The sequence below is a fragment of the Acidaminococcales bacterium genome (genome assembly GCA_031290885.1).
Lineage (GTDB): Bacteria > Bacillota > Negativicutes > Acidaminococcales > JAISLQ01 > JAISLQ01.
On the sequence record JAISLQ010000055.1, the window covers coordinates 1 to 16724 of the forward strand.

Sequence of the window (16724 nt, forward strand, 5' to 3'; positions counted from 1 at the left end):
CAACCATAGCTCTTTCGCGACGACCCAGCGGTATCTGGGCATAACGCAAGACGACAGAGACAGGCTTTACCTTAAGCTGGACTTTTTCGGCGGCGCGGCCAAAAGTGGCTAACAACCCATCCTCTCCTTTGTGCTTCTTACGGCTATCGCTATTTTTTCCCGTAAATGGTTTTAAACGAGGCCTCATCTGAAAGCGCTGCGCGCTTTCAAAACTTTATATTTGCGGCAGATCTGGACGGAACATGGCATAAGTGGTAGTATTCAATATAGGCATGCAGGCTGGACGCCGCAATTGTTGCGCTATAATTTTTGCTGCGGCAAGGCTCCGGCGGCTACTTTCGTCCGGGAGGGGAGAACGTATGGACAAAAGCGCCGGCGCCCTGCGCTCGACCGCTATGGTTTCGCTTATTACCGCTTTTTGCCTTTTGGGCGACTCCATGCTTTATATCGTTTTGCCGCTTTACTGGCGCGATTTCGGCTTGGACTCCGTATGGCAGGCGGGCGCGCTGCTGGCGGCCAACAGACTGGTCAGGCTGCCCTTGAATCCCTTGGCCGTGTGGCTTTACGCCAACATAGGGCAAAGGACCTGCATGGCGCTGGCGGTTGTAACGTCCATGTTTACTACCGCCTCTTATTCTCTCGTTTCGGGCTTTTGGCCGCTATTAATTGCCCGTTGCTTCTGGGGCGCGGCCTGGAGCCTTTTGCGGCTGGGTTCTTATTTTTCCGTTTTGCAGTTTTCCTGCGCGTCCGATCACGGGCGGCATATGGGCACCTACAACGGCATTTTCCGTTTGGGCAGCCTGTTTGGCATGCTGGGCGGCGCTTTTATAGCGGAACTGTCCGCTCCCAACGCCGCCGGCTGCATTTTCGCCGGTTTCAGCCTGCTCTCTCTGCCGCTGGTGCATAAGTACGTACCGGCCGGAGTTTTCAAAAGCGGCGGACAAAAAACATTCGGCGCGCTGGGCGCGCTGTTTGACAGCAAATTGACGGCGGCGCTGATTGCGACTAGTTTTTTCACCGCGCTCGCTTATCAGGGGATATTCAATTCCATGTTAAGTTTCCTGACCGGCCGGCATGAGATCAGGCCGGATTTGCTGGCCGAGTTTGGTTTGGGCGCGGCCAGCGTGGCCGGTTTTTTACAAGCGCTGCGTTGGACATGGGAACCTTATCTTGCGCCCAAAATCGGCAGATTTTCCGACACGGGCGGGAAGCGGCGTTCCTTGCTGCAAAAAAATTGTTTTTTGGCGGCGTTTCTGTTTTTAGCCATTTCTTATAAAATAGACTTGTGGGCCTGGCTTTTGCTGGTTATACTTTTGCAGCTTACGGGCACGGGGGTTACCACGCTTTCGGACGCGCTCGCGGCCGACATTGCCGCAGACGGCAAAAACGCCCCGGCGGTTCTGGGCGCACATTCCCTGGCGATTGACCTCGGGTCTGCAATCGGGCCGATCGTCGGCTATTCTTTGAACAATTACGGCGGCATTCACGCGCCCTTTTTCATGGCGGGGGCGTGCCTGCTTCTGGTCGCGCCGCTCTGGCACCGGGCGGCCGGCGCGTAAAAAACAGCGCGCTTTGCTTTTTCAAAAAACAGGGGGGGATGCAAAGATGGACAAGGCGGTTTTGCGGGATCTTGGGAGGGAAAAATTCGGTAAATTCTGCCGGGTATGCAATACTTGCGACGGCGTCGCCTGCGCGGGCGAAATACCGGGCATGGGGGGCGTACTGACCGGACGGAGCTTCCAAAACAACATCATGGCCTTGCGGGATGTGCTGTTGCGCCAGCGCATAGTCCACAGCGCCGGCAACCCGGACACAGGCTGCGAGGTTTTCGGCGTGAAAATGGCCGCGCCGGTTATCGCCGCGCCCATTGGCGGCATATCTTATAACCTGAACGATTTCACGCCCGAAGGCGACTACGCCCGAAGCATTGTCGCCGGCGCCGCGCAAAGCGGCTGCCTGGGCATGACCGGCGACGGCGGGCCGGAAATAATCTACAGAAGCGGCATTGAAGCGATAACCGAGGCCGGCGGGCGGGGCATACCTACGATCAAGCCGCGCCCCAACCGCGATATAATACGGCAGGCGGAAACAGCCGCGCGCGCTGGAGCGCCGGCGGTAGCCGCCGACATCGATTCGGCGGCGCTGATAAACATGACCAGGCTGAACCAGCCGGTCGGTCCTAAGACCGAGCGGGAAATTGCGGAACTGGCCAAAGAAATAAAACTTCCGCTTATCATAAAAGGCGTCATGACCGTGGAAGACGCAAAGGCTTCGCTTGCCGCCGGGGCGGCCGGCATAGTTGTTTCCAACCACGGGGGAAGGGTGCTTGACCATACGCCAGGTACGGCCATGGCGTTGCCGGAAATCGCGCGGGCGGTCAAAGGGAAGATGGCCGTCTGGGTGGACGGCGGGGTGCGCACGGGCGTCGATGTATTGAAAATGCTCGCCCTGGGCGCGGACGCGGTGCTGGTGGGCCGCCCTTTCGCGCAGGCGGCGGCCGGCGGCGCGAACGGCGTAGCTTTTGCCTTTGCCGCGATGATTGATCAGTTGAAAATGGCCATGATCATGACCGGCGCGTCCAAATTGGCGGACATTGACGGCTCTTTTATTTATCGCCGGGAAAAATAACGGCATGGCAAGGCCATCAAAGGGGATGACTTCTTGTGCCTTTCGGTAAAATGCTGCGAATATTGCTCCTGGGAGCGGCTGTTTGGGGCATGGCGCCCACCGGCGCGGCCGCGCCGGCCGACCTGACCGATTTGGTTGAAAAAATGCGCGAGCGGCAGGGCGCGCAAGCGCTGTCGGCGGCGGAAAGCGCATCCTTGGCGCTTAACAAAGAAGATTGCGGACGGCTGGCGCTCTTGGTGGAAGATGAATTGAAAAGCAATTGGGCGGCAGCCAACGCCCGCTTTTTGGATCCGGCCTTGCAGCAGGCGATGCGCGCCGCCTTCGGGCAGGAATTCGCGCCGGAAAAAATCCGCCTCTTGCCTGACGCCGCTATGGACGCAACCGTCCGCGAAACTCTGGCGGGCGGCTATTATATTGAGGAAAGGGACGGGCATTTTTATCCCTGGCCGGATTACGCTTATCTTTTGCGGGCCTACGGCGGGAAGGTGACGGATGAAATACGGGACTATTTTGAAATTTGCCTTGACGAGTCCAAAACAGCGAAAGCACGCGCCGCCGATCTTGCCCAAACATGCCGGGAAAAAGCCGCCCTGCTTTTGAAAATAGAAAATTACCTGCGAAAATACCCCCTGTCGTACCGCACGTCGGCGGCCGCCGCATTATATAAAAGCAAAGCGATTGAGTATTTGGCAAAAACATCTTATGACGAGGGCGCCATGCCCGGCGGTCGGCTCAGCCGCGAAGTGCTGTCAAGTTACCTGGCGGTGGCCGAAAAGCATCCAGGGACAAAGACCGGCTGGTATGCCGGCCAGGCCGCCAAAGCTTGGGCGAAGCAAAATTACGCGCCGGACAACAAGCTCATGCAGTTTCTGGCGGAAATCGCGCGGCAGATCGACGCCGATGTGTCGGAACGGGTAAAAGGGCTGTACGTCTCTTTCGGCGGGCTGGATCTTTTTAAGCCCGCCGGCGGCAAACAGTATATGCTGCTGGAGGGCAAAACCGGGCGGCTGTTCAAAGAGATGCGCCAGATCGCGGGCGCGGACGGCAATTATATTATGGCGGAGCTGAAAGGCGTTACGGAAAAAACTTTCTTCTTGCGCCCGGTGCCTTATCCCCGCACTTTCGTAGTGGAGAGCATGTTGAAAGCATATTCTTGGCCTTTGGACGACATGTCTTTTCCGGCCGACTTTGTTTGCGTCGGCAGCGTCCCGCATTGGCGGCTGCGGATACTGACCGGGGACGAGGCCATTTTTGAGCTGTCCGCCAAACCTGTCCGCGCCTTTGCCTACAGCAAGCCGCAAAAATCCGAAGCCGCGCCGGGAAGCGGCGAGAGTTGGCTTTACGCACTGCGCGGCGAGCAGGGAGAAATAACGGTCAAAATAACAAAGCAAGCCGGACGCGACGGCTCCTCCGGCGTAAATTATCAGTACAAAGCGACGGTCAGCGCGGACGGACGGATTTACGAAGGGTACGCCTTCATCCCGGGCGAGCGTCCCGTCAGTCTTGCTGCGCCGCGTCCGGCGCCTTGAGAAAATATGCGGAAAAATACTTTTTCCGCCCCTCTATTTACAAGCGGGCAATTATCTGCTATCATTGAGTTAATATCCGACTTGATAAGTCGGAATAGCGCCGGCCGCCAAGCTGCACGGCCGCGCGCTTGTTTTCAGGCGGCTTGCTTGAACAGAAAGAGGGGTTTATGATATGAAACGCGTTTATTTGGACAATGCCGCGACGACCAAAATCGACCCGAGGGTGCTTGAAGTCATGGTGCCCGCCCTGCGGGACAATTTTGGCAATCCTTCCAGTATTTACGCCGAGGCCAGGACAGCGAAAAAAGCGCTGGAAGAGGCGCGCGCCCAAGTAGCCGGGCTAATCGGGGCGAAAGCGGGAGAGGTAATTTTTACCGGCGGCGGCTCGGAAGCCGACAATATGGCTTTGCGCGGGATCGCCGAAGCTTACGGGAAAAAAGGCGGGCATATAATTACCAGCAAGGTGGAGCATCACGCGATTCTCCATACTTGCGAATATTTGCAAAAACAAGGGTTTGCCGTTACCTACCTGCCGGTGGACGAGTTCGGGCTGACAACGCCGGAGGATGTAAAGCAGGCGATCCGGCCGGACACTATCCTGATCAGCATAATGTACGCCAACAATGAAGTGGGAACGATAATGCCGATCCGCGAAATCGGCGCCATCGCCCGCGAGCGCAAAATACTGTTTCACACCGACGCGGTGCAGGCGGCCGGCCATGTGGACATTGACGTGGAACGCGACAACATAGATCTTTTGAGCCTCACCGCGCACAAAATACAAGGGCCCAAAGGCGTGGGCGCCCTCTATTTGCGAAAAGGCGTCAAGCTGCCGCCGCTCATTCACGGCGGCGGGCAGGAAAGGGGATTCAGGGCGGGAACGGAAAACCTGCCGGGCGCGGTCGCGCTGGGCAAGGCTTGTGAATTGGCCGGCGCCGAATTGGAAAAAAACAACGCCCATATGGAAAAATTGCGCGATTATTTGCTTGACGGCATTTTTGCCAAAATACCTTATGTTAAACTTAACGGCCATCCAAAGATGCGCCTGAGCAACAATGTCAACGTAAGCGTGCGCTACATAGAGGGCGAGGGGATGCTCCTTAGGCTCGACATGGCCGGAATATCGGCTTCAAGCGGTTCGGCCTGCACGTCGGGCTCGCTCGACCCGTCGCATGTGCTTTTGGCTATGGGGCTTGACCACGCGACGGCGCACGGGTCGCTACGGCTTACCCTGTCGCCGGAAACGTCGAAAGAAGACATAGACTATCTTTTGGAAAAACTGCCGCCGATAGCGGAATTTCTGCGGGTAATGTCGCCTGTTTACAAGGCCGAGGTAGGCGTCTGCGGCCGGCAGGAACTCAAAAACTGCGCGGCCTGCCCGGTAGGGCGGGAAAAATAAGGCAGGGAGGTATGGGCTTGTGTATACGGATAAAGTGATGGATCATTTCGCCAATCCGCGCAACGTCGGCGAAATAGCCGACGCCGATGGCATAGGCGAGGTTGGCAATCCTGTGTGCGGCGACATAATGAAATTTTTCATTAAAGTGGACAACGGGATCATAACCGACATAAAGTTTAAAACTTTTGGCTGCGGCGCGGCGATCGCCACCAGCAGCATTGCCACCGAACTGGCGCGGGGCAAATCAATCGCCGAGGCGCAGCGGCTGACCAACAAAGCGGTCGCCGAGGCGTTGGACGGCTTGCCGCCGGTAAAAATGCACTGTTCAAACTTAGCGGCCGATGCGCTGAAGGCCGCGATAATCGATTACAAAAAAAAGCGCGGCTTAGATTATAGCGACATCAGGCTGGACGATGATGAATGCGGCGGCTGTGAAAATGCCTGCGCCGGCCAGCGCCATTAAAAGGCCGATCCGTGAAATGACCCTGGCGGAGCGCGGGGTCATTTCCGATGTTCGCGAAAGCCAATCCTGTTTTCCGGCTGATACTGTTCTCAGGTTAAAATCATACTGCCCTTGCGGACGATTTACCGCCCTCTTTGCGCTGAAGCCTCGCCGAACCTAAAGAGCGTTTTAACCTAAGAACAGTATAAAACATGGATAAGATATGCTTCAATGTGACGAAAAAGGAGTTGGGGCTTTTATGCGCAAAAAACTTTTTTACGGCCTTTTTTTTGTCTGCGCGGCAGTATTCGCCGCCGGCGCGGCGGTATCGGCGGAAAGCCGTTATATCGCGCAAAAATATTCCTTTGGCGGCAATGGGCTTTTAACGTCGCCATTGACGGTTGATTTCGGCAATGAACCCAAAACCCTGTACGCGGAGGAAATAGCGCAAAGCGGCAATAGCCGCCTGTTGCTGATCGCTTTTCCGTCCGGGGACGGAGGCGTTTCCGTCGTGCGGCTCTCGGGCAGCCGCTCTTATTCGCTTTATAAGGCGAACCTGCGGGACAACTCGCACGAGGAAGTCATCATACTGGGCCTGGGGGCGGTGAGCGGCCGGTACGTGCGGTTGGCGGAAGTCGTCATCCTCGGCAAGGACCGGGATGGCACGATAAGGGCGATAGCGGTGAACGGCTTTTCGCCGCTTGACGTGCTGAACGCGCCTTTGCAGATGGACGGGCGGCGCGGCATTGTGCTAAGCGCCGGGGCGGGGCGCAAAGAATTGCGGATAATGTGGGACGGCGTCAATGAAGAGTTTTTCACGGGCGACCGGGCGGCGGTCGCCGACACGACGGCGCCGGCCGCTGCGGCAACGGCGCCGGATAGCGGCAAGCCGGCGATCAAAAAAGACGACGGAGTGTTTGACGAGTGAAGCGGATGGCGTTTAAGGAAGCTGACGGACGGCGATCCCATCGGGAGTGTTGGCGTTGGAAATAATCTTCCACTCGATCCAGAGCGTGATCAGCATAGGCATAATGCTTGGGATGGGGCTGGTCATCTCCTTGCGGGGCTGGATAGACGACGGCGGCGCGAAGCTGATTTCCAGCCTGGTTACCAAAATATCCTTGCCTTGCATGGTCTTGCTTAACATAACGAACAGTTTTACCCGCGAAAATTTCCTGCTGTTGTTTCATGAACTGCTTATTCCTGTTTTGTCCGTTGTCATAAGTTATTACATAGGCAGCGCGGTCTGCCGTCTGCGCAACATACCGAAAGGCCGGCGCGCTATATTCAAAAGCATGTTCTACGTTTCCAACTGCATGTATATAGGATTGCCGCTTAACATAGCGCTATTCGGCGAAGACAGTTCCGTGTATGTTTTTGAATATTTCATCGCCAACACCACCGCCTTATGGTGCGTGGCCGTCTACCAGGCGGCGGCCGAAGGGTCGGGGTGCGCCGCGCAAATAGGCGTTTTGGACACATTGAAAAAAATCATTTTTTCCCCGCTCATCGGTTTGATAACGGCGGCGGTCGTCATCGCCCTCGGCCTGAAAATCCCCGCCGTCCTTAAAAGCACTTTGGGCTACATCGGCGGCATGACCACGCCCTTGGCCATGATTTTTGTCGGCTTCGCCCTGAGCAAGACGAAAATCAGCGAGCTTAAAATGGATGCCGACATGCTCATAGCGCACATCGGCAGGTTTGTCATCGGGCCTGTTTCCATATTTTGCCTGAGCATGCTCATACCGACAAATCCCATGCAATTCAAAGTCCTGGTCATGCAGTCCGCCGCTCCGGTGGCGGTGGCCCTGCCGGTTATCGCCGCGACTTACGGCCTGGACGTAAAATACGCGGCCATACTCACAAGCGCGTCCACCTTCTTTTTTATGTTCGTGGTTCCGGCTTATATGTGGCTGCTGTATGTATATTTCAACAGTTAGGAAATAGGCGGCATAGCGCGATAGCAAGAGATATGCGGACATAAATCCGTTAAACGGGCAAAAACGGCAGTTGCCGTTCCGAACAAATGTTTGATAGTATTTGCCTATAGCAAACAATTGTTCGGAGATGGTTTTATGAATATAACAAAAGCGCTGCTGGCTCTGTTCGCCGCGTCCGTCGCCTGTTCCTTTGCTTTTTTGCCTTTTGCCGCGCCGGATGAAGTGTTTGAGCGCGTGGAAATCATTGTTTTGCCGGGAGACACCGTTTGGGCGATCAGCGCCGGGTTTGCCGCCGGCGGCGAAGATATACGGGCAGTGGTGGAACGCGTCTACAAAGAAAACCGGCTGGGCGCGGGCGATGCCATCCGCCCCGGGCAGAAAATAACCGTCCCCGTGCTGAAAGGGCAGGCCGGGGGAAAAGTCGCTTTCGCCGGTCGGCGCGCGGCCGCGCCCTGAAACGGGAACCGCCGCCGGATTGGGGCGTCCGCCTTGGGAGGCGGTTGGGGCGTAGGGCGGCATCCGGCGGGAAACGGAAAGTTATGGATTTTAATGGCAATGGCAACGGCGCTTGTGCCATATTGGGCGTCAAGCGAGATGAATACGGCGAAATCATGCGCGTTTGGGAAATGTCTGTCAGGGCAAGCCACGCTTTTTTGCAAGAAGAAGACATTTTGTTTTATAAAAAGCAAATTCCGGCGACAGGGCTTGACAATGTCAGATTGTTTGCCGTCCGGGACGCTTCCCGTAAAATACTTGGTTTCATGGGTACGTCGGCGGAAAAAATTGAAATGCTGTTCATAATTCCTCACATGCGGGGAAAAGGCATAGGAAGAACGTTCATTGATTATGCTGTTAAAAAGTTGCGCGTAAAAAAAGTCGATGTAAATGAACAAAATGAAAATGCCGTGGAATTTTACCGAAAAATGGGGTTTGCGGTAAAAGCGCGTTCCGAGCTTGATATGGCGGGAAGGCCATATCCCGTCTTGCATTTGGTGGCCGGCAAGGGACTGATATGCGAGTATAATTGCGCTCAATGTTAAGGGGTGTTTTTTTGCCTGTATTCAATCCCGTATTAGGCCATATAAATAAAAAAGAAATGCTTCGCTACGCCGGCATGCGGCAAAGCGAAGATCTGCCGCATGCCGTAATCGCGGCGGCGGCAGAGGATGCTTTGGTCTACGCGCGCCCGGCCGGCGCGTGGGAAATCTATGATTATCAGGCGCCCGCGCTGAAAATTCCCGGCGGCGACTACTTGCCCCAAAGCCTCAAGCTCTGCGCCCATTTGCGCGGCGCGGTGAAGGTCGCCGTTTTGGCCGTAAGCGTCGGCGGCGACATCGAAACGCGCGTCAACCAACTGTTTGCCGCCGGCGAATACACCAAGGCGCTCTTGCTGGACGCGGCGGCCGACAGCGCGGTGGAACAGGCGGCCGACAGCTTATGCGCTTTTGTTGCCTCTTCGGTGAGGGCGCTGGGGCTTGGCGCCGGACGGCGGTTCAGCCCCGGCTACGGCGACTGGGACATAAAAGAGCAGCCGCGGATTTTGGAGCTTTCGGGCGCGGCGCGGATCGGCCTCGGCGCGACCAAGTCATTCATGCTCGCGCCGCGCAAGAGCATAACGGCGGCGCTGGGGCTTGGTTTCTCCATGCTGCCGGGCAAAGCCGGGGATGCCTGCTTGTACTGCGAGAACGCCGGTTGTCGGCTAAGGAGGGCAAAAAACGATGTTGAAGATGTTTGACGGCGCGATGGGCACTCAATTGCAGGCGCTCGGCATAGCGGACAGCCCCTGCCCCGAATACGCGGCCGTAACAAGCCCCGCCCAGGTAACGGCGATACACCGGGAATATGTCGAAGCCGGCGCCGACATTATCGAAACCAATACTTTCGGCGCCAACCGGCTGAAATTGAAAGATTTCGGCCTGGAAAACCGGGTCGGCCAAATAGTGGCCGCCGCCGCGCGCGCCGCGCGCGCCGCTTGCGGCCGGGACACCCTCGTCGCCGGTTCCGTCGGGCCGACCGGGCAGCTCATCGCGCCGCTTGGCGCGTGCTCTTTCGACGAAGCCGCCTCGGCCTACGAAGAACAGATAAAGGCGCTGGCCGGGGCGGGCGTGGACTATATACTGATCGAAACCATCATCGACCTGCAGGAAATGCGCGCCGCCGTGCTGGCGGCCAAAGCGGCCTGCCGCCTGCCGGTCATCGGGCAGCTCACCCTTGGCGAAAACGGCCGTACCGTAACCGGCTCCGGCGCGGCGGCGGCCGCCGCCGCGCTGGAGCCGCTGGGGGTCAGCGTCATCGGCCTGAACTGCTCGCTCGGCCCCGAGCAGTTGCTGCCGCTGGTGGCGGAACTGGCAAGAGAAACCGCCCTGCCGGTTTCGGTGCAGCCCAACGCCGGTCTGCCGACGGTTGTGGGCGGCAAGGCCGTGTTCCCCCTCTCGCCGGAAGACATGGCCGCATGGGTCCCGCGCCTGGTCGCGGCCGGCGCGTCTTTTGTCGGCGGCTGCTGCGGCACGACGCCGGCGCATATAAAAGCCATGAAAAAAGAACTGGAAAAATGTCGGCCATCGCCGCGCCGCCCCCTGCCGGCGGGCGTAAGGCTGTCCTCGCGCGGCGGCGCTCTTTGGCTGGGCGGCGGGCATAAAACGGCGCTCATTGGCGAGCGGATAAATCCTACCGGGCGCAAAATACTGGCGGATGAGCTGAAAAGCGGCAGCCTGATCGCCGTGAAAAGAGAAGCTTTGGCGCAGGCGGAGGCCGGCGCGGCCGTGCTCGACATCAACGCGGGCGTGCCGGGCATTGACCAGGCGGCGATGATGCGGCGGCTGGTGGAGGAACTTTCCGCGATCGTCGACCTGCCCTTTTCCATCGACAGCGCCCAGCCGGAAGCGATTGAGGCGGGGCTGCGGTATTTTCCGGGGCGGGCCCTGATAAATTCGGTCAGCGGCAAACAGCCGGAACGGGACGCCATCCTGTCCATAGCCAAACGCTACGGCGCGGCGGTCATCGTTTTGCCGCTGACTGGCAAGGATCTGCCCGAGACGGCGGAAGAAAGGCTGAAAATCGTGGGCGGCGTAATCCGGGCGGCGAAAGAGGCTGGGCTTGGCAACGGCGATATAGTGCTGGACGCGCTGGCGCTCACCGCCGCCGCCAACGGGAGCGCGCCGGCGGAAACGCTGCGCACCCTGAAATTATACAAAGAAAATTTCCCTTGCCCGACCACTATGGGCTTGAGCAATGTTTCTTTCGGCCTTCCCGGACGGGAACTGATCAACGCGGCCTTTTTCCTGATGGCCTTGGCCAATGGGCTGGACGCCCCGATCATCAATCCCCTGGCCAAATACATAAAAGAATTGCTGGCAGCGGCCAGCGTAATCAACGGGCAGGACAGCCAGGGCATCGCTTTCAGCTCGTCCCATGTGTCCGCTGCCGGCGAGAAGGCCGCGCCCGCCGCGCCGCCCGGGGACGAGGACATACTGGACGCGCTGCTTAGGGCGGTGGCGCGCGGCGAAAAAGAATCGGCCGCAGACCTTGCCGCTAAGGCCCATGGGCAGGGGCGGACGGTAATTGAAATTACCAACCGGGCACTGACCGGCGCCATGGACGACATCGGCGACAAATTCGCGCGCGGGAAAGCTTTCCTGCCGCAGGTCATGCTGGCGGCGGAAGCGATGCAGGCGGCTTTCGCCGTATTAAAAGAAAAAGCCGGGCGGCAGGGGCGTCCGCCGTCCCGGGGGAAAATTATCTTGGCCACCGTTGAGGGAGACATCCACGATCTGGGCAAAAACATCGTGTCAACCCTCATGCAAAGCGGCGGTTTCGACATAATCGACCTTGGCAAAGACGTGCCGGCCGCTAAGGTACTGGCGGCGGCCGAAAAAGAAAAACCCGACATCGTCGGGCTGTGCGCCTTGATGACCACCACCTTGGGGGCAATGGGCGAATGTATAGATCTGTTGCGGAAAAGCGGCTATGCGGGAGGGATAATGGTCGGCGGGGCGGTGCTGACCGCCGGCTACGCCGAAAGCATCGGTGCCGGCATGTACGCCAGCGACGCCCTATCGGCGGTAAAACAGGCCAAGGAATGGGTCAAAGGCCGCAAAGTCTGACCGAGGCGCTTAGGGCGCAAGGCGCGACGGCAGGGAAACGCCGGGCAAAAATCAAGCCGCGCTTTTGCCGTTTGGCTCCTGCTTGATTTTTCCGCCCGGCGGATTTTCGTTTGTCCTGCCTGTTGCCGAAAAAGCGACGGTCGCCCGCTCAGGTGCGCGGCGGGCGCAATTTCCTGAAATCAAAAACAAAATCGGCCATCCCGAGGAATATGACGACTATTGACACCGGCTGCAAGAGTATAAGCATGCTGACAAGCAACCAGCGGGAAATGCCCGGCCAGTTTTTTCGGTAGCTGAACGACCAGGCGACCGCGATTCCTTGCAGCAAAATCGGCATGGCCATGATGAAATTGGCGTTGACGCTTGCTTGATAAAAGAGGCTGTCCGGCTGGTTTTTTAAAAGGGCGGTCAGCAATAGGGAAACGCCGTAAAAAAGCAGGAAATGCTGGTGCAGCAGCAAATTTTTAAATTCCGGCAGCCCGGGCGTGAATGTCCCCAACCGCCCGAGAATGGCCCGCGCGAGCCACAAATTGGCGTAAGCGTCAAAAAAAGCCGCAAAGACAATCCCCGCCGGCAGGATAAGCTTCATCATGTTTAATGTGGACTCCACAATCGGTTTTATTTGCGCCAGTTCCGCATCCGACATGCCAAAAGAACGATACAGTTCCATCGTGTCGGAGACCGCCTTGGCGATAGTTTCCGGGCCGAGGTCGAAAGGGTTTCCGCCGGCAAACAAAAAAAGCAGAGCTATGACCAAAATCTTTGACAAAAGCGAGGCGGCGGCGCCAAAACCCAACGTCATGACAGGAGGGTTGCCTTTGTTAAGGCTCCAGCCGAGGACAAGCCCGATGCCGCCCAATCCTGCGGCCTGCAAGAGGCTTTGCAGCGGATTGACGATTATGGCCAGGATCAGGGCGGAAGAAGCCAGCGCAAGCGCGCTCCATTTGAGCCCGTGCCTGACGCCCAGCAGCACCAAGGGCACCGGCCAGAAAACATTCAGAAAAATCCCCAGCAAAGGTATGTAAAGATTGATGACGGCAAAAACGACCGCCACCGCTGACAATACTCCGGCCTCCACCATGGATCTGGCATCTTTTTGCACAACAAACCTCCTGATAATATGTTATAATAACTGACGGCGGACACATTAAGCGCCGGCTTGATATGCGCAGCAAAGCGATGGGGAGAATGGGCGTTGGACAAAAACGGGGAAATGACAGGCAAAATAATAAAGACAAAAGGCGAACGCGCCATTGTGGAGATATTAAAAAAAGACGGGCGGGAAACAACCGGCGAAACCCTTGACGTATCTTGCCCGTTGAAAACCAGCCCTGGCTGGCTGGTGAAAATAAAGTGGCAGAAAACCGGCAAAACAACGGACAACATACTGCTGGTGCTGCCGACCGCCGCAGCGCTGATCGCGGGGGCGATTTTCGGCTATCACATGGCGCTGCGGATGAAAATGCCGCCTGACCGGGGGATTTTGTTCGGCGCGCTGCTCTGGGGGGCTTTTGGCCTCTCCTATTCCTACAAATACTGGCGCGATACTTACGGACGCGGTTTGCAGCCAATCGTTGTGGATATACTGAAAAAGTAGGGCGCAAAACGCGCCAAAATGGGGGCGCCGCGCTCAGGGCGGGGCGCCCCGCCAAGTTGCCTCAAGCAGCGCAAAGAGAGTTTTTCGAAAGGGAGCGAGCCCGATTTGTTTCTTTTGAACGGCCAGCCCCGTTGCCTCGGCAAACAAGGCCAGCTCTTTTTCGTCGGCCGCGCCGGCGCCTGTATCCAAAAAAACGGCGCTATCGCAATATTTGCGGAAACGCTCCTTAAAATCGCGCTTTTCTTCCGGACCTTTGCGGTCAAAAGAAAAATTGGCGCGCCACTTGGCCAGCTGCGACGGCGTGAGGAAAAAAGAGCGTGGCTGGCCGGCGGTTGACTCCCCGCTTATGGCGTGTATGCAGTTTATCTCTTTCAGGCGGTGGATTCCGCCGCCAGGCAGAAAAGAAAAATCGGGATGGCAAAGGCTGCCGTAAAGCAGCGCGACCTTGCTCCCGCGCAATTTCCCCAAAGCGGCCGCGACTTCCTCGCCTAAACGATTGAAATCCACATGCAGCCTTTGCGTTAGATAAATGCAATTTACCCGGTAAGACCGCGCGGCGTCTTCGTTTATCTCTTTGGCCAAGGTGCCCAGCTCCCAGGCGAACGCATCGCAGGACAGGATGTCTATGGCCGGTTTTGCGCCGTTTGCCATTAAAATCGTTTCCTTAAAAAATTTGCCTGTCGATTATTCATTTTACCATAAATGACCGCCCGGCGATATTTTATTTTGGTAGGGAGTCGTGTGCGCGTTGAGAAACGCGCCGCGTTTGTAACGGATGAGGCAAACCGGGCGACCCGGAGAAGAACTGGAGGGTCTGCCCAGTATCGGCGCGTTCAATACGCAATTTGCCGCCAAATAAGGAACGTCAAATGAGCGGCATTATTACATATCCGGCAAAACACTAACGGCGCGGGGACTTTTGCGCCATGCCCGCGCCGAATGGAGTGTTGAATCCATGCGCCGGCTGCCGGATGTTCGTTTTAGCGAGGATTCCTGTCGGGCGCAGGATGAAACTGTACAACGGATTCTAAGTAACTGCCGATTAAAAACAATACCGGAAATCTTTATGGCAAAACATGCAAACGAGGCATAAAACCTGCCTAACCGGGCAGGTTCAACCTCGCAATCTGCCCTTTCGGCGCTAAAAGGGCGAAATTTCCCCCCATCGGCCTATATGGGCCGCCGAGCCGCCCGACCTCGCACGCATAAATTTTGTCAGAGCCGTTTAGATTGCGCAGGAAACCTATTCTTTCGCCCTCCATACCCTGATCTTCGGCCGGTACTGGTCAGGCGCGCTTTGCGGCCGCCTGAAATCTCTCTTTTTTTTGGCTGCGGCTTCCGCCTCCGCCTTCTTTTCCAGCTCCCGCCTCTCCGCGCGCGCCTTCTCCCTGGCCTCCTGCTGTTCGTTGTAGGCCTGCCACAAGTACCAGACGGCCAGCGTCCGCCAAGGGCGCCAGGGTGCCGTGAGGGGGTTTTCGTCGCGGGTGTTCTTGGGTTTCTCCGGAAGGCCGTAAAATTCTTGCAGACATTTTTGCAGCGGGATGTCTTTGCTGGGAAACACGTCCGGCCTGGCCATGACGAGGACAAGGAACATCTCCGCTGTCCAGCGTTCCAGCCCCTTGACTTTGCGCAGGCAGCTTACGATCGCGGCGTCTTCCATCTCCGGGAAGCTGTCTATGGGAACTTCCCCGCTCAAGATTTTTTCCGTAAGGCCAAAGGCCGTGCTATGAAAACCCATGCTGGAAATATGAAGCCCCCTGAACCTGTTTGTTATGAAGTCCTCCGGCCGGGGGGCTTCCCCGTACTTTTCCTCTATGGCCGCAACGGACATTCGGGCGGCCTCTACCGGGAGTTCGCGCGAAAGTATGGCTTTTAGGAGCGATATGTAATATTTTTTCGGTTCGGTGGGGCGAAGGTTGCAGTGGCCGTATTTTTCCATGAAGGGGATGAACCTCGCGTCCGCCTTTTTTAAAAATTCTTCGCCTGCCGTCCAGTCAGGATGCATTGTTTTCACCTCGCGAAGTATAATCTTATTTCCGAGGATATTTGCCGATACCCTAAAAATGGGCAAATGGTTTCGCAAAACCGCAATATTGCCAGATTTGCCGCCCAATAGCGCGGGCTTTTCCTTTCCGCCGCAAGTTGGGATTGCGCCGCCCTCTCTTTCCTGTATCCGCGCTCATCCGTTTTGGCGCTTCTTGCCCCCTCGCATCGCCAACATAGGCCGCTCGCCAGGCGCCGGTCGGCAAACCCAGCCTGGCGCGGATATGGCATTTTGCCTGACCGTCGGCGCGGTAATTCATGCCATTAGTTTACCATATCTAGTTTGCTTTTGTTAAAATTGTTTTAATTTTAAAAGATGCCCTTGTGCCGCAATATAGCCGAGGCAAAAGCTATGGCTGCGGAACCGTTTTTCAAAAGATTCACAGGCGGCCAAAGGCAATCAACCGTCTGGCGGATCCTTTGCCGTGCGGCAGGCCGATTACGGAGAAAATCGGCAAAAGGCGGAAAGAGAGTTCTCCTTCTTTTTTGGCGCAAAGCCGGCAGGCGTAATGTATGCGGCAATTCAGGGCATGTTGGCGCTGCCGTTCAACATCCTTCTCCCGGCGGATTTCCCGTTATGTTTTGCTGAAAAATCATGCCATGCCCGCAACTTTATTAAGGCAAGTTCAGGAGGGCGGCCTTGACAAGACGCAAGCGGAGGGGGAAGCCCTTTACCCAAGAGAGCGCGCTTCCATTGAAAAACGGCCAAAAACGTGCTACAATACATTACATAGAGGAGCCCGCCTTGTGACAAAGCTCGAATACACCTTCAAGAACGATACCCTGTTTAAAATGCTTTTTGTGAAAAACCCCGATTTGCTCAAACGGCTTGTCGCGGAACTGCTCGGCGTGAAGCACGGCAGCATTGGTAAGTTCGCGATAACGAACCCGGAAATGCCGCCGGAAGCGATCGGGGACAAGTTCTGCCGCCTTGACATTAATATGACGGTGGATGGGCAAAGGGTGGACTTGGAAATACAGGTCAGGGACGAAAACGACTTCCCGGAGCGGACACTTTTTCATTGGGCGCGCGAATATTCGAC

At 56.8% G+C, this 16724-nt stretch carries 17 protein-coding genes; 14 read left to right on the top strand and 3 right to left on the bottom strand.

All coding sequences use genetic code 11. From position 1 onward, the window contains the following. The first annotated feature begins 359 nt into the window (after nucleotides 1-359). The 11 genes from LBO03_06610 to LBO03_06660 all read left to right on the top strand — a co-directional run bounded on the left by LBO03_06610 (nucleotide 360) and on the right by LBO03_06660 (nucleotide 12041). Nucleotides 360-1559: an MFS transporter gene (locus LBO03_06610; GenBank protein ID MDR3349258.1), complete on the top strand. Its 1200-nt coding sequence runs from the start codon at nucleotides 360-362 to the stop codon at nucleotides 1557-1559. A gap of 46 nt (nucleotides 1560-1605) precedes the next feature. Further along, nucleotides 1606-2628 carry an alpha-hydroxy-acid oxidizing protein gene (locus tag LBO03_06615; GenBank protein MDR3349259.1) on the top strand — a complete coding sequence of 341 codons (1023 nt, stop codon included), beginning with the start codon at nucleotides 1606-1608 and terminating at the stop codon, nucleotides 2626-2628. Between the two features lie 35 nt (nucleotides 2629-2663). Beyond that, nucleotides 2664-4157 (top strand): hypothetical protein, encoded by a 1494-nt coding sequence (locus LBO03_06620; GenBank protein MDR3349260.1) that lies wholly within the window; start codon nucleotides 2664-2666, stop codon nucleotides 4155-4157. A gap of 172 nt (nucleotides 4158-4329) precedes the next feature. Continuing rightward, nucleotides 4330-5556 carry a cysteine desulfurase NifS gene (nifS, locus tag LBO03_06625; protein MDR3349261.1) on the top strand — a complete coding sequence of 409 codons (1227 nt, stop codon included), beginning with the start codon at nucleotides 4330-4332 and terminating at the stop codon, nucleotides 5554-5556. A 37-nt stretch (nucleotides 5557-5593) separates the two neighbouring features. Then, the gene (gene nifU, locus LBO03_06630; GenBank protein ID MDR3349262.1) at nucleotides 5594-6019 is read left to right on the top strand and encodes a Fe-S cluster assembly scaffold protein NifU; all 426 of its coding nucleotides are present in this window, start codon (nucleotides 5594-5596) and stop codon (nucleotides 6017-6019) included. 238 nt (nucleotides 6020-6257) lie between these two features. Beyond that, nucleotides 6258-6926, top strand: a complete 669-nt coding sequence (locus LBO03_06635; GenBank protein ID MDR3349263.1) for a hypothetical protein — start codon at nucleotides 6258-6260, stop codon at nucleotides 6924-6926. A gap of 55 nt (nucleotides 6927-6981) precedes the next feature. Continuing rightward, nucleotides 6982-7938 carry an AEC family transporter gene (locus LBO03_06640; GenBank protein ID MDR3349264.1) on the top strand — a complete coding sequence of 319 codons (957 nt, stop codon included), beginning with the start codon at nucleotides 6982-6984 and terminating at the stop codon, nucleotides 7936-7938. Between the two features lie 135 nt (nucleotides 7939-8073). After that, nucleotides 8074-8394 (top strand): LysM peptidoglycan-binding domain-containing protein, encoded by a 321-nt coding sequence (locus LBO03_06645; protein ID MDR3349265.1) that lies wholly within the window; start codon nucleotides 8074-8076, stop codon nucleotides 8392-8394. Between the two features lie 83 nt (nucleotides 8395-8477). Continuing rightward, nucleotides 8478-8978 carry a GNAT family N-acetyltransferase gene (locus tag LBO03_06650; protein MDR3349266.1) on the top strand — a complete coding sequence of 167 codons (501 nt, stop codon included), beginning with the start codon at nucleotides 8478-8480 and terminating at the stop codon, nucleotides 8976-8978. 11 nt (nucleotides 8979-8989) lie between these two features. Beyond that, nucleotides 8990-9673 (top strand): hypothetical protein, encoded by a 684-nt coding sequence (locus LBO03_06655; GenBank protein MDR3349267.1) that lies wholly within the window; start codon nucleotides 8990-8992, stop codon nucleotides 9671-9673. Next, nucleotides 9657-12041 (top strand): homocysteine S-methyltransferase family protein, encoded by a 2385-nt coding sequence (locus tag LBO03_06660; GenBank protein MDR3349268.1) that lies wholly within the window; start codon nucleotides 9657-9659, stop codon nucleotides 12039-12041. Before LBO03_06655 ends, LBO03_06660 begins: the two co-directional genes overlap by 17 nt. Nucleotides 12042-12189: 148 nt before the next feature. Here the strand turns inward: LBO03_06660 and LBO03_06665 are convergent, their stop codons facing one another. Further along, nucleotides 12190-13143, bottom strand: a complete 954-nt coding sequence (locus LBO03_06665) for a YybS family protein (GenBank protein MDR3349269.1) — start codon at nucleotides 13141-13143, stop codon at nucleotides 12190-12192. A 93-nt stretch (nucleotides 13144-13236) separates the two neighbouring features. Between LBO03_06665 and LBO03_06670 the strand changes: the two genes are divergently transcribed. Beyond that, the gene (locus LBO03_06670) at nucleotides 13237-13638 is read left to right on the top strand and encodes a hypothetical protein (protein ID MDR3349270.1); all 402 of its coding nucleotides are present in this window, start codon (nucleotides 13237-13239) and stop codon (nucleotides 13636-13638) included. A gap of 33 nt (nucleotides 13639-13671) precedes the next feature. On the opposite strand, the gene LBO03_06675 is transcribed toward LBO03_06670, so the two are convergent. Together LBO03_06675 and LBO03_06680 are read right to left on the bottom strand one after the other, a co-directional pair. Further along, nucleotides 13672-14289 (bottom strand): DUF1638 domain-containing protein, encoded by a 618-nt coding sequence (locus tag LBO03_06675; GenBank protein MDR3349271.1) that lies wholly within the window; start codon nucleotides 14287-14289, stop codon nucleotides 13672-13674. 592 nt (nucleotides 14290-14881) lie between these two features. Then, entirely contained in the window at nucleotides 14882-15643 is a 762-nt protein-coding gene (locus tag LBO03_06680) for a hypothetical protein (GenBank protein ID MDR3349272.1), read from the bottom strand. A gap of 463 nt (nucleotides 15644-16106) precedes the next feature. Here LBO03_06680 and LBO03_06685 point away from each other — a divergent pair, with 463 nt between their 5' ends. Both LBO03_06685 and LBO03_06690 read left to right on the top strand, forming a co-directional pair. Continuing rightward, nucleotides 16107-16325, top strand: a complete 219-nt coding sequence (locus tag LBO03_06685; GenBank protein MDR3349273.1) for a hypothetical protein — start codon at nucleotides 16107-16109, stop codon at nucleotides 16323-16325. A gap of 103 nt (nucleotides 16326-16428) precedes the next feature. Continuing rightward, on the top strand, nucleotides 16429-16724 hold a 296-nt coding region (locus LBO03_06690; protein ID MDR3349274.1), incomplete at its 3' end, for an Rpn family recombination-promoting nuclease/putative transposase.